Here is a 23,179-nt window from a genome sequence, read left to right as displayed (position 1 = left end):
GCATAAACAATAAGTGAATAATCCTTGAAAAGAGATATAAATGAAGCACTAAATAAAAATTAATGAGTTTGAACGGTCCATCAGCAACCACCTTTACGGGGAACACGTTTAAAAATAACTTTGTCGTCTTTTTCTAAAGATCCGCAGGAAATTATTGGATATGCGTACTTCGGCGCATGCGATACGTAGCGGCTTTTGATCATTATCTTGTCATTTATCTTGAGGCTTTGCAATTGCGAAAGCTGAGATTCTGTTGCATCAAATGTTACAATATAATCGTCATCATTAATTCTCACCATCACTCCGAAACCTAATCTTGAGCCTGGCGGAAGAGAAAGAGAGGTGACCACAGCTTCCATATTGGTGTAATCGGTAAGGTGCTTCCAAATTTTTTCTTCAGCCGCATACACTTTTTTACCTCGGGAAGACACTTCCCACTGTTTAAACTTAATTCCGTCAGGAGTCGCTTCCCACTTTTTCATTGCGGCTGTCTTTTCAGCGGCAGATAATGGCTTTTGGAACTGTTTTTTAGTTGATTCATTCTTGGTTTCGCGATTCGCAAATACAAGTCCGCTTACTACAATCAATGGCAGCATTAAAGCAAAAATTACTTTTTTCATAGTGTTGGGGTTTTATAAAATTATACTCAGATCGTCATCTTGCTAAATCAACGCTGGAACAGGCAAAGAATATGTTTACTCTGTTAAAGATGACTCAGCGAAAATACTTTGTTATTTTTCGGTTTTGTGGATTTGAATTGTAAATAAAATTGTAAACTTTGTAAATAATAACTTGACACTATGCATCTTAGTCAAAATCACCCATCTGGAATACGAAAATACCTCTTGGGTATACTATTTCTCTCATTCCTCTTTGTCATCTGTGCAGCTTTCAGTACAGAGGAAAATGAAGACTTTAGATATGCAAAAAGGGAAGTGTTGCTGCGTAAGATAGGACATGAACTGCTATTGCAATCCGGCGACCGCACATCAAGAGTGCTGCCTGTAAAAAAGATTTCCGAAAATGAATATCAAATCAGCTTTGAGAATGATCTTAGTTTTCAGCCAGACTCACTGGTGAATCTTACAAAACGTGTGCTGGCAAAAGATCCGCTCGCAGATGATTATATTGTGAATGTTATGAATTGCGGCAACTCAACTGTTGCGTATGGATATTCGGTATCTAAGGATAAAAAAGATGATATTGTAACCTGTCTGGGTAGACAGCAGCCAAGAGCATGTTATGTAATTGATATTAAATTCAAGCCTGCAGGACTAAACACTTTAAAGAATGGATATCTTTTGGGTGGACTGTCTTTTTTAGCCTTTATAGGTTTTATATTTTTCAGATCTAAAGCTAAATCTAAATCTGAAAAGTCATCAAAAGTTTTACCTGAAAAACAGCCTGCTGATCTGTTCACCTTAGGCTCTGTTCAGTTTGATGCAAAAAACCGCAAGCTTATAACCAACGCCATAACGACAGATCTTACCGCAACGGAAAGCCGGGTGTTGCTTATTTTCGCCTCATCTCCCAACGAAATTATCGAGAGAAGCCGACTGCAAAAGGAAATATGGGAAGATGACGGTGTGATTGTAGGACGAAGTCTCGATATGTTTATCTCAAAACTCAGAAAGAAACTGGAAATCGATCCTAATATTAAGATTGTGGTGATTCGTGGGAAAGGGTACAGGCTGGAAGTTGGTGCTTAAGAAAACATTTGGCTTTAATTTTTTTTCAGATTTCAATATCAATAATATTCTGGATATTCACCAAGTTTGAAAAAGGGCTGTAAAGTACTGGAATATAATAAATTGTACTTGATTGCCTCTTCGGAGTGGTTGATTGTCTCTTCGGAATGGTTGATTGTCTCTTCGGAGTGGTTGATTGTCTCTTCGGAGTGGTTGATTGTCTCTTCGGAATGGTTGATTGTCTCTTCGGAGTGGTTGATTGTCTCTTCGAACTGGTTGATCGGCTCTTCGAACTGCTTGATAACCTCTTCGAAGTAGTTGAACGCTTCTTTGAAACACTTGAGCTCTTCAACGTAATGCTTGTTTGCTTTCACAAAGAAGTTGACAATTTAAACGAATGAGTTGAGACTTATGTTGAAATGATTGTAGGTCTTATCGAAAAGGTTTTTCTTGGTTTCTTACTATTTATGACATTTAGGAAAAGACTTTTGCAGCTTTAAAGTCACGGATTACAAGTCTGCAGCATCGGGGTTTATTTAGCAGAAAGTGCTTCTTCACTAATATCCGCAACCTGAATACTTTTAATAGCTGTTTTGGTTGAGGATGCTGTACTTCCGCCGATGATGTATAATTTATCATTATATATTTCAGCAGCAGCATGCCGTCTGGAAATCATATTATTGGATGATAACCTATGTAGTTTATTGGTTTCTGTATCAAAATAAGCCAAGAAATTCTGATTATTATAACCGCCGGCAATAAAAATCTTATTACCGGATACCGCTAATGAATGACCCGATATCGCAGCAGGCATCGTATATTGATCAGTCCAAAGGTTTTTTTTGAGATCATACACATTGACCAGGCGGGATGAGGTACCGTTAAAACCACCAATGACATAAAGCTTATCATTCACAATTTTGCCCCTTGCTTCTCTGGCTGTCGGCATATCCGGGAGTGGATGCCAGGTATCGGAAGCGATGTCATAATATTGGAATCTGTCAGAAAATACAGTAGTGGCGGCATTGTTTAGCCCACTTCCGCCGAATGTGTATATTTTTCCGTTATAGATGGCAGAACCTGCATTTCCGGTGTAGGCATGGTTAACAGCTCCTTTCGTTTTTTGATGAGTCTCAAGGTCTATAATTTCAAGATGACTGTTTCCCCAACCGTTAAAAATATAAATTTTATTACCGTACGTCTCCGAATTGGCAAATCTTTTAGGAACCAGGCTGGAGTTGATGACACTCCAACGGTTATTTTTAATACTGTATTTCTCAATAATAGTAGCATTGCCATCCACATCTTTATACCCATTGCTCACATAGATATTGTCTCCTGCTATGGCACTGGTTACAGCTCCTCTTCTCCCAGACATATCCGCGAGATGTTTAAAATTTAGGGTCTGTGCATTGGCTAAACATAAACCGAAAAGTGAAAGGAGGAATAGTCTTGTTTTCAATCGGGGGTGGGATTTGGTTTTAAAGATAGGAAAAAGTCACGGATTACAAATCCGCGACATCGGGGTGGAATTCCAGGCATAAAGGGTTGTTTTTAATATGCAGATTATATTGAAAAATGAAAACTGCTCGGATAGGAGCGGCTTTTATGTTTGTGGGTACGAGCGAGACGCTCGCACCAGCGTGGGAAAAGTCACGGACTGGAAATCTGCGAAATCTGAATTTAGTCTAATATTTTTTTCATAATTTCAATCGCTTCCGGGTGAGAATCCTTATGATTCTTAAATTTTCTCCGAAAAAAATAAAATATAGCGTTATTATACATCGGAAAACTAATAAAAATATATTCAGAAGGTTGATGGAAAAATTCAAAATGAGGTTTTTTCGTTTTAAAAATTACTAAAGAGTTTAGATTTGAGGATTTATTTTTAATAGAAATATTCCGTTGAACAAACTTAAGATTACTTAAAGCTTTAAAAGGATTCATTTCCCAAAGGTGGTTCATCCAAGAAACGGGAAGCATACCAAAATCAGAGAAAGTTTCATTAGCGTATTTTATGTATTTTAACCTATTGGAAAACACTTGAAGTTTATATTCCAAAATTTCAAGCCACCGCACAATATTTTCTAAATCATTATCGTCATAATATTTATTTTTTTCAAGATTTTTTAAAATAAATATTACTTTTTTTTCAATTTCTGCTAAGATCGAATTATTACAATTATTACATGCTGGAACAACGCTTTTTAAATAAGAAATTGATTGCTGATTTGATCTTATTTCGAATCCAATGTCTTTTTTATTTTGAAATAGCCATTTTGGAAGAACATGTTCTTTTGTTAAATTTTTTTGTTCTTTACAAAACACACAAATTTCGGGACCCACATTAAATGTTGCTGGGTGAAACCTGTAAAAAATATCTTCAGCAATTTCAGATCCATGTTTCCTGAAATTTACTCTAAGAGGAATGAATAAAGAATTTATTTTTTTTGACATTTTAAAACAAGAATAAAAAATAACAAGCAAAATTAAATCTTAAAAATAGAAATTTATTGCGGAAAACCTTATTTATAATAACCGTCCAGAAAAATCTGAACAATTGATATGTCTACCTCAGATAGCACGAATTACAAATCAGTATTTAATGCAAAGTCACGGATTGCAAGTCCGCGACATCGGGATTTGTTTTATCATAAAATGGAATTTGTTTTTAACACTGCCGCAAAGTCAGGAGACTTTGCGGAGGGGGAAGCTCTACTTACTTAATCTAATCATTAGTTTTATTCGACCAAAACCAAGGAAGATTATCTGAAGTAATTTTATGAATTTTTTCGTCGATGGCTAATACACCTAGTTTTTTAGCTTCATTAATGAAATTTTGATAAAATTTATTAATACCATCAAGCAAATTGGGGTCCTTATGTAATATGCCATCTAGAGCAATGTGTGAATATTTTGAATGTGCTAGTATCACTTCATTATTATTTTCAGATTTCTTGAAAATATTTAGTGAGTTTATAATTACATCGTGTATTCCATTAGCTAATTTTTTCTGGAGATTTTTCTTATTTTCAAATAAGATATTTATATCTGTAAAAAGAAATTTGATGAATATGCTAGACTTATTAAATTGGGGATAATTCTCAAAATTCTGAGTACTAAAAAATACTTCTCCTGTGTCGTCAATATTATCGCTGTTAGAAATAGAATGAAAAAAATGATAATCCGTATCTTCTCTTTGTTGTGATTTATATCTATGTAAATAGATTGGTATGGATGCTAAAGGTCTTAATAGTAGCTTAACTGGTTGCATGAAAAGTCTTGTGGAACCCAATAATGTAACAAATAACTCTTCATAACGATGCGAAGAAAATTCAAAATTATCTAAAAGAACTAGCTCCAAATTATTATCTGATTTAAATTTAAGTAAAGAATTAATATCATTTTGTGAAACTTCTTTCTTTATAACTGCAATGTTTTCAGAATTTATTAACTTTTTAAATTGCGTCCGAACAATTACTCCATGATTGTCCAATGTCGGAATAGTTAGCCATTCCAAAAAAAATGTTTTTGCGAGAGGCGAAACATCGATACTTTTTCTACTATCATCTAAATCAAAACCAAAAAAACCAGCTACATATAAGAAATCAATAAATTTATTAAATCCTTCTTCATCTAAAATTGCTTTTAACTTTCTTAAATAATTTTCAATATCGGTAATTATTTTTGTTTCAATTTTATGCTTTAAGATTTTAAATTTTTCATCGATTGTGATATCAGTTCTATCAGGAGTTATTGATAAACATGCATTTTTAGTTAAGTTTAAAGTTGAATAGTAGCTTAACCATTTGGGGAATAATGTACGAATTGAAGCTGTCGCATTTATGATAAATTTATTTTCAATAGTTTCCGGATATCCAATAGTAAATGATCTCTGTGATAACTGTCCATTAAATCGACTGTAGTAGTTTATAGGATTAGAATTGACTATTAACAGTTTACCTTGGATATCACGAAGTTGATAATCTGAATCTTTTTCAAAATCAATTGAAAATACTGAATGTGTAAAGCTGTTTATCCATTCAGATTCATATACTTGATTCTGACGTAGAAAATCTTCAAAATTAGAAGTATGCTTTAACTTAGTAATTTCAGGAACACTTTTTTTCTCATAAAGATATTCTTCTTTTTCATGAATTATTACAATTGGAAAGAGAGGATTGGGTATTATAGCCTTTATAATATCTATAAGCTGTAATGCATTCTTAAAAGGATTATTTTCTTTAAGATTTAAAAGTATCCTCGTACCGACATCTCTCTTATCACCTTTTCTCTGAATTAAATAACTTTGTGCTGCAGGAATTTCAAAATGTATTGGCATATGAGGAGAAAGTGGATCATCAGGTTCTCTTCTACTATCGATTATAATGGAATTTGCAATCATAAATGCGGATAATATACCTATTCCAAACTCACTTGTTACATCTAAATCATTAAACTGACTATAAAAGTTCTGGCTAGAATAATAACTCTTGCCAATCTGGAGAAAATAATTTTTGAAAATATCGATATTCATTCCTACACCATTATCCTCAATAGATAAATTATTTTCAGATAGTTGGATTTTTATAAAAGGTAATATTTGCTCAGTTTTATTTTCGTAAATTTTTTGACGAACTTTAATCGCATCTATAGAATTTTGTAATAATTCTCTTAATGCGGTCGTAGGATCTTTGTAAAGCTTTTGACCCATTAAGAGAGACATTATTCTTTGATAATCTAAATTAAATTTTAAATCATTGTAAATGTAACTTTCATCCGAATATATTCTGTCTTGGGTCACTGGTTCTTCTAATGATAGAAAATATTTTTTTGCTTCATCTTTAGAATATGTATGTAGAAGCTCCATTGTTTCTTTTCTCTCCAATTCAATCCAATCAATAAATTCTTTTAATGCTCTTTCAACTTCAGGGGAGCTACATTCCGCCTCAAAAAGAATTTTCCTATCATTTATACTAGATCCTATAACTGACCTATGCTTTTTCCATTCTAATATACTTACGGGATTTTCTGGATTTACAAATTCGTATATAACTTTAGGCGTCCGTTCTGCATCTAAATCAAGAATATCTGCTAAACGAAGAATTAATGATAAATATTGAACATTAATAATATTATCTCCGATTAATGTTTCTCGTGGAAATATAGAATCATTATATAAATTTTTAACTGGTTCCCCATGTGCATTGCAAATCTTGATCAGTAATTTATAAAAAGGAATTTCATTATAAGTTAACTCATATTTTCCTTCAACTAAATTTTCACTTATGAAATTAGCAGATCTTTTTACGTGATTACGACGTAAATATTCAGTAAAAATTTGATCTTCAATGAATGTTGCCGCACGATGGTTTTCCTCAGACTTATATTGTTCAAACTTTTGATACTTATCTATGTTTGATTTGAAAAGAATATCAAATTCTTGACTATTTGAGATAATATCTTCTTTTGTAGCTTTGTCACAAGTCATTCCGATATCATGTAAGTATGCCGAAAGAATTAGCAATGATAACTCAATTGAATTAAATTTTTCTATTACAGCTTGAGGTATTATTTTATCCATAATCTCAATGATTTTATTACTGTGATTAGGGTCATGCAATGTAAATTCGGGCATGTTCTCAGGAATTTTTTGCAATAAAGGGGAGACAAATTCTACAATTCGATCAATAGATGGAATAATTTTCGTTGAGTCATCTCTATTCGTTAAAGTAGAGTATATTTTGTTTGTTTAAGTCTTGTCAACATTTTATTAGTTTTTATAAATATAAATATTTTTTTTATTAAAAAACCGCTCAGAAAAATCTGAACGGTTTTAAAAAATATTGTCTCGGCGACACGCCGTGTTACATCATTCCTGGCATTCCACCTCCCATTGGCATAGCAGGTTCTGCGCTCTTAATTTCAGTGATTACACACTCGGTTGTTAATAGCATTCCAGAAACTGAAGCTGCATTTTCAAGGGCAACTCTTGTTACTTTCGTAGGGTCGATGATTCCTGCTTCAAGCATGTTGACATACTCGTCAGTTTTAGCATTGTAACCGAAATCTGCAGTTCCTTCTGCAACTTTAGCAACGATTACAGAACCTTCACCTCCTGCATTGGCAACGATTTGTCTCAATGGCTCTTCGATCGCTCTTTTAACAATTCTGATACCTGTAGTTTCGTCAGCGTTGATTCCTTCAAGGTTAGCTAAAGCAGAGATTGCTCTTACAAAAGCAACACCACCACCTGCAACGATACCTTCTTCAACCGCTGCTCTCGTAGCGTTTAATGCATCGTCAACTCTGTCTTTTTTCTCTTTCATTTCAACTTCAGAAGCTGCACCTACGTATAGTACTGCCACACCACCAGCTAATTTAGCCAATCTCTCCTGTAGTTTTTCTCTGTCGTAGTCAGAAGTAGTTGTTTCCATCTGAGCTTTGATCTGGCTTACTCTGCCTTTGATCTTGCTTTCTTCACCACCACCGTTTACAACCGTTGTGTTGTCTTTGTCGATAGATACTTTTTCAGCAGTTCCCAACATATCAAGAGATACGTTTTCCATTGTGAAACCTTGCTCTTCAGAGATAACCTGACCACCAGTTAAGATCGCGATATCTTCCAACATTGCTTTTCTTCTGTCACCAAATCCCGGAGCTTTTACAGCAGCAATTTTAAGAGAACCTCTTAACTTGTTTACTACTAAAGTTGCCAAAGCTTCACCTTCAACTTCTTCAGAAATAATCAATAAAGATTTTCCGCTTTGTGCGATTGGCTCAAGAACAGGAAGCAATTCTTTCATTGAAGAGATTTTTTTCTCAACTAAAAGAATGTATGGGTTTTCCAATTCAACCGTCATTTTCTCAGGGTTCGTTACGAAGTATGGAGACTGGTAACCTCTGTCAAACTGCATACCTTCTACAACATCTACCGTTGTATCGATACCTTTAGCTTCTTCTACAGTGATTACACCTTCTTTACCTACTTTTCCGAAAGCTTCAGCGATCAGAGATCCGATAGTTTCGTCGTTGTTTGCAGAAACTGAAGCAACCTGCTTCACCATTTCTGTAGAATCACCAACCTGCTTAGACTGCTCTTTTAGATTAGCCACAACAGCAGTTACTGCTTTGTCGATACCTCTTTTCAAGTCCATTGGGTTAGCACCGGCAGCTACGTTCTTAAGACCTTCTCTTACGATAGCCTGAGCCAGAACAGTAGCGGTAGTAGTACCGTCTCCTGCGATATCATTAGTTTTGGAAGCAACTTCTTTTACCATTTGCGCTCCCATGTTTTCTACTCTGTCTTCAAGTTCGATTTCTTTTGCTACAGAAACACCGTCTTTAGTAACGTGTGGTGCACCGAAAGATTTTTCGATTACTACGTTTCTACCTTTTGGTCCTAAAGTTACTTTTACTGCATTAGCCAATGCATCAACTCCTCTTTTTAGAGCGTCTCTTGACTCGATATCGAATTTTATTTCTTTTGCCATTTCTTGATGTATTATTGTATTATGTACAATGTAAAATGTACTTTTTGATTTTTAAATTTGATTAGTGATTGCTAAAATACTTTGTACTTTGTACATCGTACTTTTTACAAATCTTACCCGATTACTCCTAGTAGATCAGACTCCTTTACAATTAAGAAATCTTTTCCGTCTAATTTTAATTCAGAACCTGAATATTTTCCATAAAGAACTTTGTCACCTACTTTTACAGTGGTAGGCTCGTCTACTTTACCAGGACCTACTGCTACTACTGTACCTTCTTGTGGTTTTTCTTTTGCGGTGTCTGGGATAATAATACCTGAAGCTGTTTTAGTTTCTGCAGCGATAGGCTCGATAAGCACTCTGTCTGCTAGGGGTTTAAAGTTTACTGACATAATATGTTTGATTTTTTAATTATTTCTGTGTTGAAAATCTCTAAATCTGTGCCACGCGACTATAAATAGAGTTTTGGCAGATTTTTTTTAAAGATGTGAAATTTTGGCAGAAAAAAAGTTCACTTGCTGTAAGTGAACTCAGAATTTATTTGCACGAGCTGTCGTAGTCTTTCAGTAATTTTTTATACATATTGGTGTATAATTCAGTTTTGTACCTCATATTTATTTTGGCAGCTGCGGCACCTTTTTTTCCTTTCATCTCTTCCTTTCTTTCTGCGTCGGTAGCCTTTTTATTTTCTTTGTAGGTTTTGTTTGAGAAGTATTCATTTTTTCTTGCTTCATCTACCTTTGCCAAAAACTCGGGGCAGTCGGCGCCTACGATTTCGTATGCTTTATAAAATTTCTTGTACAGAGATTTCATATTAAATAAATCCAGTGGCGTAAGCTTGTTGTAGTCTACCGGTGCAACGGCAAATGTGTCACCCGGTTTACTGAGATAGATCATGACATGCTGCAGTTGGCAGTCATCATTATTTCCATTGGAACCTGATGCGAAATTATCTCCAAAATCAGCTTTGCAAAACATACTTCTGTAACCGTAAAGATTGATTTCTCCTTTTTCCATTAACGGCAACATTAAAACTCTGCCTTCAGATTCCAGTTCTAAATTATTGTCAATCTCTTTCACAATACGTTTGTCCAGCTGGAATTTTTCCTGTGTATCTTCGTTGGTGTACACTAAACTTTTAATATCAGAAACCGGGATAATCTGCACCGCTGCATCGCTTTTTGATGATTTAAATTTAACCTCTTTTCTACTCAGGTTAGCGCTTTTTTCAGAGCTTTTAGTGAGGTAGGTAAAGGTTGCAACATCGGGAAGCATAAAATCTTGTGCAAATCCGGTTTTGGTGGTTCCGTCCTCCATTAGAATTTCGATCGGTAAAAAATCTCTTTTTCCGGTATAAAACTGTAGAGATTGGGCAAAATAGCACTGTGCTGAGGCTATAAGCAACAGTAAAACGGTGAGTTTTTTCATGTAAGGTGATTAGTTTTTGTTTTTAAATGTCTGAATTCTCAAAAATGGTCTGTTTAGTTTTTCTTGCCTGCTGCCTGCATTGGGTTTACTCTTCCATTGGCACCGCCTCTTACTGCGCCATCCTGCTTTTGCTTAAAGACCTGGAATTTTGAAGTTTCCGGAGAACTTCCGTCATTGCTCCAGAAGTTGTTTGAAGTGTCAATGTCTGCCGTTTCTCTCATCGGATCAAGCTGAACTGACTTTAGTTTTTTATCGAAATAAAATGTTTTCGAAGCTTTCTGTTCGTTGAGTCTCCAGATTTGAGCGGAAGATTTGTCTCTTAATTTTGAACCGTCCTCGAAAGTAAACTCCAGAATGATAGGCATGGTCAAACCTCCTTTGTTTACAAAATCGATTTGATACGCTGTGATATTTTTCAGTCTGTCCTGATCTTTTTTATCTACAGCAGCAGATCCATCCGTTTTGAAACTGTACTCTTTGTTGGCATCTACTTTTTCCTGACCACGGTCATAACGGTAGTAAAAATCCTGAAGATCTTTATCTTTTTCTACTTCAAATGCAATGGTTTTATCTTCTCTGTTTCTGATTTTTGAAATATCTTCAAACTCATTCTGCAGAGGTTTTTCAACTTTATATTTGGTTTCGTTAGCTTCTCTCATACTATTGAAATCCGGAACGGCTACGGTTACTTTATCGATAGCAATATCTACAGGATCGGTTCCGTAAAACCAACCTCTCCAAAACCAGTCTAAATCTTCACCACTCGCATCTTCCATAGTTCTGAAGAAATCTGCAGGCTCAGGATGTTTAAACGCCCATCTTTTTGAATAAGTTTTAAAAGCTTTGTCGAAAAGCTCTCTTCCCATAATGGTTTCACGGAGAATATTCAAACCGGTTGCAGGTTTGGAATAAGCATTCGGACCAAACTGAATGATGTTTTCAGAATTACTCATAATCGGCTCCAGCTGATCTTTCGGGAGCTTCATATAGTCAGTAATCGTCCAAGCCGGACCACGTTTTGACGGGAATTTATTGTCCCACTTTTCTTCCGTTAAATATTCTGTGAATGTGTTTAAGCCTTCGTCCATCCAGCTCCACTGTCTTTCGTCTGAATTGATGATCATTGGGAAGAAGTTGTGTCCCACTTCGTGAATAATTACGCCGATCATTCCGTTTTTAGTTCCTTCAGAGTAAGTTCCGTCTTTTTCTGTTCTTCCGAAGTTGAAACAGATCATTGGATATTCCATGCCGTTTGCCGCTTCTACAGACTGGGCAACAGGGTAAGGATATGGAATGGTAAATTCTGAATACGTTTTTATCGTATGTGCAACCGCTTTTGTTGAGAATTTTCTGTACAGACCGTAAGCTTCTTTAGGGTAGAAACTCATCGCCATTACTTTATTGTTATTTTCAGGGATCGTAACGCCCATTCCGTCCCAAACGAACTTTCTTGAAGCCGTCCATGCGAAATCTCTAACATCCTTCGCTTCAAAAATCCAGGTTTTTCTTTGTTTTGAATGATTTTTCTCTGCCTTTTTAGCTTCATCCAAAGTCACGATTTCTACAGGCTCGTTTGAAGTCTGCGCTTTTTTATATCTTGAAAACTGTTCAGGAGTTAAAACCTGCTCGTAGTTTTTACATTCCCCGGTTCCACCAATTACATGATCTGCAGGAACGTTCATCGAAACTTTATAATTTCCAAAAACCAAAGCAAATTCACCTCTTCCTGTAAACTGATGGTTCTGCCAGCCGTGGAAATCACTGTATACACACATTCTTGGGAACCATTGGGTGATGGTGTACAAATCGTTTCCATCTTCTGCGAAATTTTCATAGCCACCACGGCCGCCCATTTTCATACGGTTCGGGATGTTGTAATTCCAATCGATTTTAAAAATAAATTTTTCACCTTTTTTTAAAGCTTTAGGCAAATCAATACGCATCATCGTTTTGTTGACGGTATATTTCAGAGGATTTCCTGAAGCATCGGTTACTTTGTCAAGATTTACTCCATAGCCATTATCTTTTGCAGGAAGATCCGAGGTCTTCAACTGTTGGTCGTTCAGTAATTTAGGAAGGGTAGAAGAAGATTGATAATCAGCCTTTTTAACGGTTGACTGCTGATTTTCATCCAACTGTAACCAGATGTAATCCAGTTCGTCAGGAGAATTATTATAGTAGGTAACAGTTTCTGCACCTTTCAGGTTTCTTTTATCTTCATCAAGATATGCAGTAATGTCGTAATCAGCTCGGTTTTGCCAATAGGCCTGTCCCGGAGCTCCGGAAGCGGTTCTGTAAACATTGGGAGTCGGAAGGATAGTTCCCAGCTGTTCAAATCTGTTTCCGTGGTTGCTGCCAGGATTGTTTTGAATATTTTGAGCCGACAAACCCATATATAGAAATACCGAAAGTGCCGTAACTTTTAGTTGCATACGATTGAAATTTAAGAATGATCAAATATAATAATAAGTATTTGAAAATTTGAAAATGTTGCAGAGCTTAGCAATGATTATTAATAATAATGAAATGAGACTGATTATTACTAAATATAAAGAAGGGAAATATTTTAAAAAAATGAAGAATGGCTGCGCTTTTAAATGATAAAAGCAATAATGAGATGAGATGTTTTAATATTCTTGTGATGTGGGAGAATAGTCTCGCATGTTATATAATATTCTTATAATTTTAACTGATATCCTCTCATATAATTTTTATTTTCCCAGTGCTACTGCTATTTTTAAAAGTATATTGTACATTGGAAAAACAATCTGTGTAATCTTCAGTTTAAAAAGGAATTCTCTCTAAAGTCATTTTTAAAGCCAGTGCAAATACTCCCGATGATACAAAGAGAATCCAGTCTTTTTTATTGATTTTAAATATACTTAAAAGAATAAAAAGCAAAATTAAAATAGCAAGAACAATGACAATCTGCCCGACTTCCAAACCAATATTAAAACCCAAAAGCGGAATGGCAATACTTTGACTTTTTGCAATCATCACTCTTGCGGTATTGGCAAATCCTAATCCATGAATCAGTCCGAAAAATAAAGCCAGATAGTAATTGGTTTTATCCTGAGTCTGTTTTTTATTTTTCATTAAAATATTTCCGAGAGCCGTCAGAACAATCGTGAGAGGAATCAGAAATTCCACCCAATCTGAAGGAAGTCTTACAATATCCAGTATGCTCAAAGCCAAAGTCACAGAATGTCCAATGGTAAATGCAGTAACAAGAATCAGGATTTTTTTCCACTCTTTGAATGTATACATAGCAATCAGTGCCAAAACAAATAGCTGATGATCAAGCGCATCCAAAGAAATAATATGTTCCCAACCAAGTTTCAGATATAATAAAAAGTCCTGCATTATTCAATTATTTTTTGAAATGCGATGATACAAAATTTATTTTAACTTTGTAGAAAATTCAATGTCATGATTGTTAATATAGAATTGGAAAATGCGGAAGACTTTGCGTTTATAAAACAACTTTTAGAAAAAATAAAAGGGGTAAAATCGGTTTCTTTAAAAGATGATCAGGAATTTTATGATGATGGAACGCCAAAATGGTTCGTTGATAAATTAGCGGATTATGCAGAACAAATAGAAGAGAAAGATGTGATTTCGGAGGACGAGTTTTTAAAATACGTTGATAGTGAAATATGCAGATTGAATTCTCAAAAATAGCAAAGCAGACGCTGCATGATCAAATTGAGGTTTTGGAAAAAACTTGGACAAAAAAAGAAATAATCAATTTTTTACGCGATATAAAGAAAGTTTCTGAAAATCTACGTGTTAATAAACTTGAGATGTATCAAAAGTACTCTAAAGATATTCGCTCCGCTTTGATAGGTAAAAGACATGTCAGAATGTTTTTCAAAAAGGAAAGTGAAAATAAAATTATTGTTCTCTTATTTTTTGATATGCGACAAGACCCACGAAAAATTTTCGATATATTAAAATGAAAAAAATACTTTTCTTTTTCTCCATTCTCTTGATCTTTTTTTCTTTCACCAAAGAAATACATCCTTACCATGTTGGTTCGGTAGAAATCAATTACAGTTCAAAATCAAAAACTTTTGAAATTACAGGAAGATTTTTTTTAGATGATTTAGAAAACGGTTTGAGCAAAAAGTATGGAAAGCCCTTTCATTTTAATGATTCAAAATACAAAGCTCAAATTAACGAAGCTTTAAAAAACTATAGTTCAGAATATTTTAAGCTTAAATCAGATCATCAGTTTTTAAGAGTCAACTATATCGGTTATGAAGAAGACAGTGAATCAGTCAATGTATATCTGGAATCGGAAAAAGTAGACAGTCCGAAAAAAGTAGAGGCTGCAGTGAGTTTTCTGTATAATTTATTTGATGATCAGATAAATTTAGTGCATATCATCGTCAATGGAAACCGAAAAAGTGAAAAGTTAACCTATCCGAATCGGTATTTATTTCAACAGTTCTAAGACTTTTTTCGAAGTTGCAACAAAGCATTCTCCGCCTTTGCATGAGCCATAAGATCCGGAAAAAAATCATCATAACATTTTTGTAGGATATCTTTATTCTCCAGAAACGCCTCAAATACAGGGATATCTTTATCTAAGTATTTTGCTTTATTTAAAACATTTCTCATGCTGAATTTAATATTCTGATCATGGCGGTAGTTGTACAGCCAGTTATCCTGTTCCATTCTGGTGAGCATGTATCTGAAGTTATCGGGCAAATATTCGTAGTGCTCATGAAGAACCCTGTACACTTTTAGTGAATGTTTTTTCCAGCCCTGTAAAGAATTTAACTGCAAATCATTCGCAACGAAATAATCCAGAGAAACATCAACAAAAGCTCCTGCGTACAGCCTTACCAACGGACTGAAAACCTTTTTTGCTTCATGAATTGCAGGATGAGAATCGGTGAATGTGTCGATGGCACGATGCAGGGTAATTCCGTCCTGAATATCCTGTGGAAAAGAATATCGGTCTTTGTTTCGGATGAAATCTTCGAGAAACTGCCCGACAATTTGTCCGTCATTGAATGTGAGAAAAGAGTGGGCGAGAAAGTTCATATTGCAAATTAAGACTATAAAATTAAAAACCTCCGAATAAATTTAAGCTATTCGGAGGAATTGTATGTTGTTTTCGGGAAATTATTTAGCGATAAACTTTTTACTTCCTACCAATGTGTTTTTCTCAGTATAGACACTCAGGAAATATTCTCCCGTAGGAAGACCCCGAAGATTGATGGTCTTTTTATCAGATGTCTGAACGATTTGACCTAAAGGATTGGTGATTTTGAATATATATTTCTCATCATTTTTGATCCAGATATTAATTTCATCCTTTGCCGGATTGGGATATACCGTAAAATCTTTTACCTCATTATTTTTAATTTCAAAAGTTCCCAGATTTGAAGTTGGCATAAATTGAGATACGACACATGCAAAACGCGTAAATCCAAATGCTTCATTGGACGGGTTGGGATTTCCTATCGCAATTCCGGTTGGTTCTGAGTTGTAATTAACGTTCGGATTTGCCCATCTGTTGATTCTCGAACAGCTGATTCCCGCAGCCACACATTCATCGTTATAAGCCATAATGGTTCTCCAGCGTTGAGAACTTGTACTTGAAGTTCCCAAATTTACAGCGGTCTGATTGCTGTATCCATGATGGTTGCTGCAGGGTGTCGTAGTCTGGCTTACAAACCAATCGTGGTTCAGTCCCATATTGTGACCCATTTCGTGTGCTAAAGTATAATTGGAAACTGCACAACTGTAGATGGAAACTGTAAACGCTGAATTCGCAGAATAATTTGAAGGATTGGTATTCAGATACCCCAATCCGCAGGTGTTGGTTGGAGTAGAAGTAAGCAGCGCACACAGATCGGCACCATAGGTTGAACGAAGTGTGTGTACATCGTCCATAATCCCATCACCGTTGTTTCTGAAACTTGCAAGATCGGTATTGATGTTTCCGGTTTCTGTATACAAAATTTCACCGGCATAGACTAGATTGATTGTTACATTAGAAACTCCCGAGTTGATCAGTGCAGTGTTGAAATTGGTAATTGCTGTTGCAATAAAAGAGTTACTCTGTGCAACTCCGCCCCAAGCTGTTCTTGCTGCTGAAGTATATACTACCAGAACGTCAATTGTTGTTGCAGGACAAACAGGCGTAGTATCTAAACAGACATTGGTGTTAACCTTTTGATTGATAGCTGATTCATTCAGAATAAAGTCACTTTTAGAATCCTGACTGATGAGTTTTGCATCGCTTACCACAGAAACTGCAAAAACATTTGCCGCTGTCTGATGGAAAATAACTTTTTCTCCGGATTTTGAAGAGTACATTCCGGTAATGATGTTTCCTGATTTTGAAAAAACCAGTTCAGATTTGGGCTCGTTGTGAACCGAATATACAGAAGATTCAGTTTTATTGCTATAAAAAAATGATCTTGTGAATTGTGCTTTAATTATCTTATCAGTTGGCAAAACCACTTCAATGTCAGATTTCATATCAAATGAAGACTGCTGAACATATTTTGTAGAAATATAAGTTGAAGCCAGGCCCGCACTTATTTTCTGCTGGGTGTTAAGATTGTTTTCACTGATTTGGTTTTGGAAAATCCTATTTTGAGCTGAAAAAAAGTTAACACAAAAAATGAGAAGACCGGTAATTAGAGTTTTCATATTCAGTATGGTAAAAGTTATTGAAAAACAAATATATAGAATAACCTTTACAATTTTAAGATTTTTTTAAGACTAAAATAAACGCTCGTGAAAATCCTCTACCTTGCTCACTTCCTCAATTTTAATTCCGAATTTTTTCTTCGGAAGTTTATTTAAATTTGAAATAAAAATCTTTTCGTAACCCAATTTTTCAGCCTCTGTAATACGCTGTTCTGCCTGCGCAATCGGACGGATTTCCCCACTCAGGCCAATTTCTCCGGCAAAACAGTAGTGCTCAGAAATGGCAATATCCTCATTGGAAGAAAGAATTGACGCAACAACTGCCAAATCTAATGCCGGGTCGTCGGTTTTAATTCCTCCTGTAATATTTAAAAAAACATCTTTCGCACCGAGTTGAAAACCAGCTCTTTTTTCAAGAACAGCCAACAGCATATTCAGTCTTTTAGAATCAAAACCTGTACAGCTTCTCTGCGGAGTTCCGTATACAGCAGTACTTACCAGCGCCTGAATTTCCAGAAGCATCGGTCTGTTTCCTTCCAGAGTTACTGCAACAGAATTTCCGGAAAGCTCTTCAAATTTTTTGGTAATTAAAATCTCTGAAGGATTTTTTATTTCCTTTAAACCTTGCGAAACCATTTCGTAAATCCCAATTTCTGCAGTAGATCCAAAACGGTTTTTATTAGCTCTCAGCAATCTGAAAAGATGATTTCTGTCGCCATCAAAATTAAGAACCACATCGACCATATGTTCCAAAACTTTTGGTCCGGCAATTTGTCCGTCTTTAGTAATGTGACCTACCAGAAAGACTGGAACATTATATTCTTTAGCGTATTTGATAATCTCGTTAGAGCATTCACGAATTTGAGAAACCGTTCCGGGCGAACTTTCAATCAGTTGAGACTGCAACGTCTGAATCGAATCGATAATAACAAAATCAGGTTCCAGTTTTTTAGCTTCGTGAAGAATTTTTTCTAATGAAGTTTCGGTGTACAGAAAACAGTTTGGGTTTTTAATATCTGCCAATCGGTCGGCTCTCATTTTGATCTGAGATGCGCTTTCTTCCCCTGAAACATAGAAAATCTTTTTCTTCATCTTCAAGGCAAGCTGAAGAAGTAGCGTAGACTTACCGATTCCCGGTTCGCCGCCAATTAATGTGACAGAACCTAAAACAATTCCGCCTCCCAAAACTCGGTTGAGTTCATCGGAAGGAGTTTTGATACGAGGCTCTTCAATTGCTTCAACTTCAATAATATTGATGACGCTTTGTTTGGTTTTTGAAGGAGATAAACTTTTTTGTGGAGTTTTTTCTACAATTTCTTCTACCAAAGTATTCCATTCGCCACAGTTTTTACACTGTCCCATCCATTGTGAATACTGCGATCCGCAGTTTTGACAGAAATATGCTGTTCTCAGTTTTGCCATGCTGTAAAATTATAAAAATATGTCCTAAAAATAATATCTTATCATAGGTCAATGCTTATTAATGAAACTGCATTTAAATTTGCTGCTATAAATAATTAAGAAAATGAAAAAAATAATACTAGGTTTTGTATTCGCTTTGATAAGCATGATCACTTTTGCACAATCTACATGGACGGTAGATCCTATGCATTCATCTGTGAATTTCAACATCAAGCACATGGGAATCAGCTTTGTGCAGGGAAGATTTGATAAATTTGACGGAAAAGTTTCTACTCCGGGAGCAACTTTAGACAATGCTCAATTTAACTTTTCGGTTCAAACGGAATCTATTAATACAGGAGTTGAGCCGAGAGACAAGCATTTGAAAAGTGCAGATTTCTTTGATGCTGAAAAATTCCCAGCGATGAAGTTTGAAAGTACTTCTTTGGTAAAAGGAAAAAATAATAATTATACCTTGAAAGGTAAACTGACTGTAAAAGACGTTACTAAAGAAGTAAGCATTCCGGTAACTTTTGGTGGTGTTACAAAAAACCAACAGGGTAAAGATGTTGCAGGTTTGCAGGCAAAATTTACAGTTAACCGTTTAGATTATAACATTAAATATGATCCGACTGGAGCAGGTGTTGCAAAAGATGTTGACGTTGTTCTGTTTTTTGAATTAGTGAAATAATAATTTTCATATATATAATTTGGTTTAGGTGAAGGTTTCTCAGTTTTGGGAAACCTTTTTTATATATTGTGGTTACTTTAAGAAGCTCAGTCACCGGCTTTTGACAAGATAATTTTATATTTCATGTCGAAATTTTACAATTTAAAATCACAACAAAATTGCTTTGCTTTTCTTTTTCCCCTAACTTTGCACAAACCTAATCTAATGAGTAAAAAGAATACAAAGTACATCTTTGTGACAGGAGGTGTAACTTCATCTTTGGGAAAGGGAATCGTTTCTGCTTCTCTGGGACTATTGTTAAAATCACGCGGATTTAATGTAACGATCCAAAAACTTGATCCTTACATCAATATCGACCCGGGAACGCTGAACCCTTATGAACACGGAGAATGCTATGTAACTGAAGATGGCGCTGAAACGGATCTGGATTTAGGACACTACGAGCGTTACCTTGATGCTCCGACTTCTCAAAACAACAACGTTACTACAGGAAAAATCTACCAGACTGTTATTGAAAAAGAAAGAAAAGGAGACTTTCTTGGAAAAACGGTACAGGTAATTCCTCACATTACGAACGAAATTAAACGCAGAATTAAAATTCTTTCTAAACAGAACTACGATATCATCATTACAGAGATCGGTGGAACTGTAGGAGATATTGAATCTTTACCTTACATTGAAACTGTACGTCAGTTGAAATGGGAGCTGGGTGAGAAAAATTCTATGGTGATTCACCTGACTTTACTGCCATACCTGGCATCAAGTGGAGAGCTGAAGACAAAACCTTCTCAGCATTCTGTCCGTCAGTTGATGGAAAGCGGAATTATGGCAGACGTTTTAGTTTGCAGAACCGAACATAAAATTCCAAAAGATCAGAGAGCAAAACTGGCTCAGTTCTGTAACGTTTCTTTGGACAACGTCATCGAATGTAAAGATTTGGAAACGATCTATGAAGTGCCGATGTATCTTCAGAAACAAAACTTTGATGATGTAGTTCTTAAAGGACTGGATCTTAAAAGTGATAAAGAAGCAGATTTAAAAGACTGGAAAACCTTCGTTAAGAAATTCCAGAATCCTAAGAGAACTGTTGAGATCGCTTTGGTTGGGAAATATATTTCACTTCAGGATTCTTATATTTCAATAGCAGAAGCTTTCAAGCATGCAGGTGCAGATATCGAGACAGAAGTGAAAATCAGATGGGTTTACAGTGGTGATTTAACCAAAGAAAATATTAAAGAAAGCTTAGCAGGAGTTTGCGGTATTCTGGTTGCCCCAGGTTTTGGCGACAGAGGTATTGAAGGAAAAATTCTTACTGCTCAGTATGCAAGAGAAAATAAAGTTCCGATGTTGGGAATTTGTCTGGGAATGCAGATCATGACCATAGAGTTCGCAAGAAATGTCTTGGGTTATACAAAATCTAATTCTATGGAATTTGATACTTCTACAGAACATCCTGTAATTTCTCTGATGGAAGAACAGAAAAATGTAGTTGACAAAGGTGGTACGATGCGTCTTGGAGCTTGGAAATGTGCTCTGAAGAACGGTTCGAAACTTAATGAAATTTACGGAAGTAAAAATATTTCTGAGAGACACCGTCACCGTTACGAATTCAACAGCGAATACATTCAGGAATTTGAGAAAAACGGTTTCCTGGCAACAGGTACAAATCCGGAAACAGGTTTGGTTGAGGCTTTAGAAATGCCGGATCACCCATTCTATGTAGGTGTACAGTATCACCCGGAGTACAAAAGTACGGTTGCAACGCCACATCCTTTATTCAGAGCTTTCATAAAGGCTTGTGAGAAGCAAATAAAGTAATTGTAAATTATAAACGTTTTTATAATAAACTCAGGTTGATTTTTGTCAGTCTGAGTTTATTATATAGTAACATATTATAGTATAGAGTTTTGATAAAAAAACAGTATTTTTGTCGACTCGAAAAAAGTAACAATTGTGTTACTCAGGTAAATTTAGAAAATTTTAATTAAAATAAAATGCAACAGAACAACGGACTCGATAAAAGCCAGATTATTAGTTTTGCAGTTTTATGTTTGGTACTCTTCGGATTTATGTTTTATTTCCAGAATAAGCAGCAGGAAGAAGAAGCCGTAAAAGCACAACAGCAGAAAACTGAACAGGCCAAAAATCCTGTAAAACCAACTCCGGCAGCTAATATCAATCCCAATGTAACTCCAAATTCAATTCAAACTGCAAATCTTGCAAATAAAGAATTGAAACTTGAATTTTCAAGTTTAGGAGGTCAGGTGTCAAAAGTTGAGCTTTTAGAATACAAAGCTTACGATCGTAAAACCGATACAGCAGATCTTCCGCTTAACCTGATCACTAAAAATAATTCAAACTACGGTTTTCAATTTAAAGATAAAACAGGGAAAACGATCAATACTAAAGATTTAGTTTTCTCGCCAACTGTTGCAGGAAATGCAGTGACATTAACGGCCAATTATAATGGCGCTGTTATTCAGTTTATTTATACTTTATTAGATAAATACAGAGTAGATTTTAAAGTAAGAACTCAGGGTCTTGCAAAAATAACATCAGATACCAAAGCAGATTTTATCTGGGATTACAGTGTGAGAAACCTTGAAAAAGGTAGAGCTCAGGAACAGTCTCACTCAGAGTTTTCTTATGCGTTTAATAATTATGAAGATTATGATTATGACGGAAGAACCACTATGGAGGAAGAAAAAGAAACGCTTAACTGGATCGGCGTAAAACAGCAGTTTTTCACTTCTGTTATTGAAGCTAAAACCGGTTTCACACAAAGCAAAGGAAATCAGGAAGCTTTTGAAGAGGGAGAATATTTGAAAAAACTGAACTACGAAGGTTTTGTTCAAATGACAGGAAGTGAACTGAATCAGGATTTTACCTGGTACTTCATGCCATTAGATTTACCATTACTGAAATCTTACGATAAAAACTTTGATGAAATTTTACCATTAGGATGGTCGTTTATTGGTGCAATGAACCGTTATTTCTTCATGTGGCTATACAGTATTATCGCAAGTTGGGGGATATCTGCAGGTTGGGTAATTTTCTTAATGACGATTATTGTAAAATTGATTTTGTCGCCAATTATGTACAAGCAGCATAAACTGAGTGCGATGATGAAAGTAATTCGTCCGGAGATCGACGAAGCTACTGCAAAATTCAAGGATGCAGATCCGATGAAAAAGCAGCAGGCAACAATGGAAATCTACCGAAAGGCAGGAGTCAATCAGATGGCGGGATGTTTACCGGCATTGGTTCAGATACCTATTTTCTATGCACTGTTCAGATTCTTCCCGAATTTTATCGATTTGAGAGGGCAGGGATTCTGGTTCGCAAAAGACTTAACAGCATATGATGATTTAATTAAATTGCCATTTAAAATTCCATTCTTAGGAGATCACTTAAGTGTGTTCGCAATTGCATGTACCATTGTTATCCTAATATATACGGTAATGACTTCAGGTAATATGCAGCAGCCACAACAAGAAGGTATGCCGAATATGAAAGTGCTAATGTATATTTTCCCGATTACATTCCTGTTCTTCCTGAACACTTCAGCATCAGGTTTATCTTGGTATTATTTTGTTTCGAATGCGATCAATATTTTGATCATTCTGGTCATCAAATATGTGATCTTGGATGAAAAGAAAATTCATGCACAGATTCAGGCCAACAAAGAGAAGCCAAAAGCAGAAGGGAAGTTCCAGAAAAGAATGAGAGAGATGATGGAGAAAGCTCAGGAACAGCAGAGAGCGCAGGAGCCACCGAAGGGTAAAAAGAAATAAAACTTAACATCA

The 23,179-nt window shown here is 35.5% G+C and carries 20 protein-coding genes; 7 read left to right on the top strand and 13 right to left on the bottom strand.

Going from position 1 to position 23,179, the window contains the following annotated elements:
* Positions 1 to 80: 80 nt before the first annotated feature.
* Positions 81 to 620: a hypothetical protein gene (locus tag OMO38_RS08820; protein WP_264749830.1), complete on the bottom strand. Its 540-nt coding sequence runs from the start codon at positions 618 to 620 to the stop codon at positions 81 to 83.
* Between the two features lie 225 nt (positions 621 to 845).
* Here OMO38_RS08820 and OMO38_RS08815 point away from each other — a divergent pair, with 225 nt between their 5' ends.
* Positions 846 to 1,709: a winged helix-turn-helix domain-containing protein gene (locus tag OMO38_RS08815; RefSeq protein WP_264749829.1), complete on the top strand. Its 864-nt coding sequence runs from the start codon at positions 846 to 848 to the stop codon at positions 1,707 to 1,709.
* Positions 1,710 to 1,747: 38 nt separating this feature from the next.
* Here OMO38_RS08815 and OMO38_RS08810 read toward each other — a convergent pair whose 3' ends face one another.
* The 9 genes from OMO38_RS08810 to OMO38_RS08770 all read right to left on the bottom strand — a co-directional run bounded on the left by OMO38_RS08810 (position 1,748) and on the right by OMO38_RS08770 (position 13,972).
* Positions 1,748 to 2,062, bottom strand: a complete 315-nt coding sequence (locus OMO38_RS08810) for a hypothetical protein (RefSeq protein ID WP_264749828.1) — start codon at positions 2,060 to 2,062, stop codon at positions 1,748 to 1,750.
* 158 nt (positions 2,063 to 2,220) lie between these two features.
* Positions 2,221 to 3,150 carry a Kelch repeat-containing protein gene (locus OMO38_RS08805; protein ID WP_264749827.1) on the bottom strand — a complete coding sequence of 310 codons (930 nt, stop codon included), beginning with the start codon at positions 3,148 to 3,150 and terminating at the stop codon, positions 2,221 to 2,223.
* A 221-nt stretch (positions 3,151 to 3,371) separates the two neighbouring features.
* Positions 3,372 to 4,145, bottom strand: coding sequence for a hypothetical protein (locus OMO38_RS08800; protein ID WP_264749826.1), 774 nt, complete (start codon positions 4,143 to 4,145; stop codon positions 3,372 to 3,374).
* Positions 4,146 to 4,416: 271 nt separating this feature from the next.
* The gene (locus OMO38_RS08795; RefSeq protein ID WP_264749825.1) at positions 4,417 to 7,326 is read right to left on the bottom strand and encodes an HD domain-containing protein; all 2,910 of its coding nucleotides are present in this window, start codon (positions 7,324 to 7,326) and stop codon (positions 4,417 to 4,419) included.
* Positions 7,327 to 7,555: 229 nt separating this feature from the next.
* Positions 7,556 to 9,181 (bottom strand): chaperonin GroEL, encoded by a 1,626-nt coding sequence (gene groL / locus OMO38_RS08790; RefSeq protein WP_264749824.1) that lies wholly within the window; start codon positions 9,179 to 9,181, stop codon positions 7,556 to 7,558.
* A 113-nt stretch (positions 9,182 to 9,294) separates the two neighbouring features.
* On the bottom strand, positions 9,295 to 9,573 hold the full coding sequence (locus OMO38_RS08785; RefSeq protein WP_034754036.1) for a co-chaperone GroES: 279 nt from the start codon (positions 9,571 to 9,573) through the stop codon (positions 9,295 to 9,297).
* Between the two features lie 145 nt (positions 9,574 to 9,718).
* Positions 9,719 to 10,609 (bottom strand): hypothetical protein, encoded by an 891-nt coding sequence (locus tag OMO38_RS08780; protein ID WP_264749823.1) that lies wholly within the window; start codon positions 10,607 to 10,609, stop codon positions 9,719 to 9,721.
* Positions 10,610 to 10,662: 53 nt separating this feature from the next.
* A complete protein-coding gene (locus OMO38_RS08775; RefSeq protein WP_264749822.1) occupies positions 10,663 to 13,041 on the bottom strand; it encodes a M1 family metallopeptidase in 2,379 nt (792 codons plus the stop codon).
* Positions 13,042 to 13,393: 352 nt separating this feature from the next.
* Entirely contained in the window at positions 13,394 to 13,972 is a 579-nt protein-coding gene (locus OMO38_RS08770; RefSeq protein WP_264749821.1) for a HupE/UreJ family protein, read from the bottom strand.
* 66 nt (positions 13,973 to 14,038) lie between these two features.
* Between OMO38_RS08770 and OMO38_RS08765 the strand changes: the two genes are divergently transcribed.
* Genes OMO38_RS08765 through OMO38_RS08755 form a run of 3 tightly spaced genes read left to right on the top strand, consistent with a single transcriptional unit; the run spans position 14,039 to position 15,065 of the window.
* Positions 14,039 to 14,290, top strand: coding sequence for a hypothetical protein (locus OMO38_RS08765; RefSeq protein ID WP_264749820.1), 252 nt, complete (start codon positions 14,039 to 14,041; stop codon positions 14,288 to 14,290).
* Entirely contained in the window at positions 14,266 to 14,568 is a 303-nt protein-coding gene (locus OMO38_RS08760; RefSeq protein WP_264749819.1) for a hypothetical protein, read from the top strand. Before OMO38_RS08765 ends, OMO38_RS08760 begins: the two co-directional genes overlap by 25 nt.
* Positions 14,565 to 15,065, top strand: coding sequence for a DUF6702 family protein (locus OMO38_RS08755; protein WP_264749818.1), 501 nt, complete (start codon positions 14,565 to 14,567; stop codon positions 15,063 to 15,065). Before OMO38_RS08760 ends, OMO38_RS08755 begins: the two co-directional genes overlap by 4 nt.
* Here OMO38_RS08755 and OMO38_RS08750 read toward each other — a convergent pair.
* From OMO38_RS08750 to radA, 3 genes are all read right to left on the bottom strand, one after another.
* A complete protein-coding gene (locus OMO38_RS08750; protein WP_264749817.1) occupies positions 15,062 to 15,661 on the bottom strand; it encodes an acyl carrier protein phosphodiesterase in 600 nt (199 codons plus the stop codon). The two genes, OMO38_RS08755 and OMO38_RS08750, sit on opposite strands and share 4 nt — an antisense overlap.
* Before the next feature lie 81 nt (positions 15,662 to 15,742).
* Entirely contained in the window at positions 15,743 to 17,281 is a 1,539-nt protein-coding gene (locus tag OMO38_RS08745) for a M12 family metallo-peptidase (protein WP_264749816.1), read from the bottom strand.
* 72 nt (positions 17,282 to 17,353) lie between these two features.
* On the bottom strand, positions 17,354 to 18,703 hold the full coding sequence (gene radA, locus OMO38_RS08740; protein ID WP_264749815.1) for a DNA repair protein RadA: 1,350 nt from the start codon (positions 18,701 to 18,703) through the stop codon (positions 17,354 to 17,356).
* A gap of 103 nt (positions 18,704 to 18,806) precedes the next feature.
* Between radA and OMO38_RS08735 the strand changes: the two genes are divergently transcribed.
* The 3 genes from OMO38_RS08735 to yidC all read left to right on the top strand — a co-directional run bounded on the left by OMO38_RS08735 (position 18,807) and on the right by yidC (position 23,167).
* Positions 18,807 to 19,373, top strand: coding sequence for a YceI family protein (locus tag OMO38_RS08735; protein ID WP_264749814.1), 567 nt, complete (start codon positions 18,807 to 18,809; stop codon positions 19,371 to 19,373).
* 204 nt (positions 19,374 to 19,577) lie between these two features.
* Positions 19,578 to 21,191, top strand: coding sequence for a CTP synthase (locus OMO38_RS08730; RefSeq protein WP_264749813.1), 1,614 nt, complete (start codon positions 19,578 to 19,580; stop codon positions 21,189 to 21,191).
* 176 nt (positions 21,192 to 21,367) lie between these two features.
* Complete coding sequence (gene yidC, locus OMO38_RS08725) at positions 21,368 to 23,167, top strand: membrane protein insertase YidC (RefSeq protein WP_264749812.1); 1,800 nt, start codon at positions 21,368 to 21,370, stop codon at positions 23,165 to 23,167.
* Positions 23,168 to 23,179: the final 12 nt, after the last annotated feature.

This window comes from Chryseobacterium kimseyorum (assembly GCF_025971945.1).
Taxonomy (GTDB): Bacteria; Bacteroidota; Bacteroidia; order Flavobacteriales; family Weeksellaceae; genus Chryseobacterium; species Chryseobacterium kimseyorum.
This window is presented reverse-complemented; position numbering and strand designations above follow the sequence as displayed.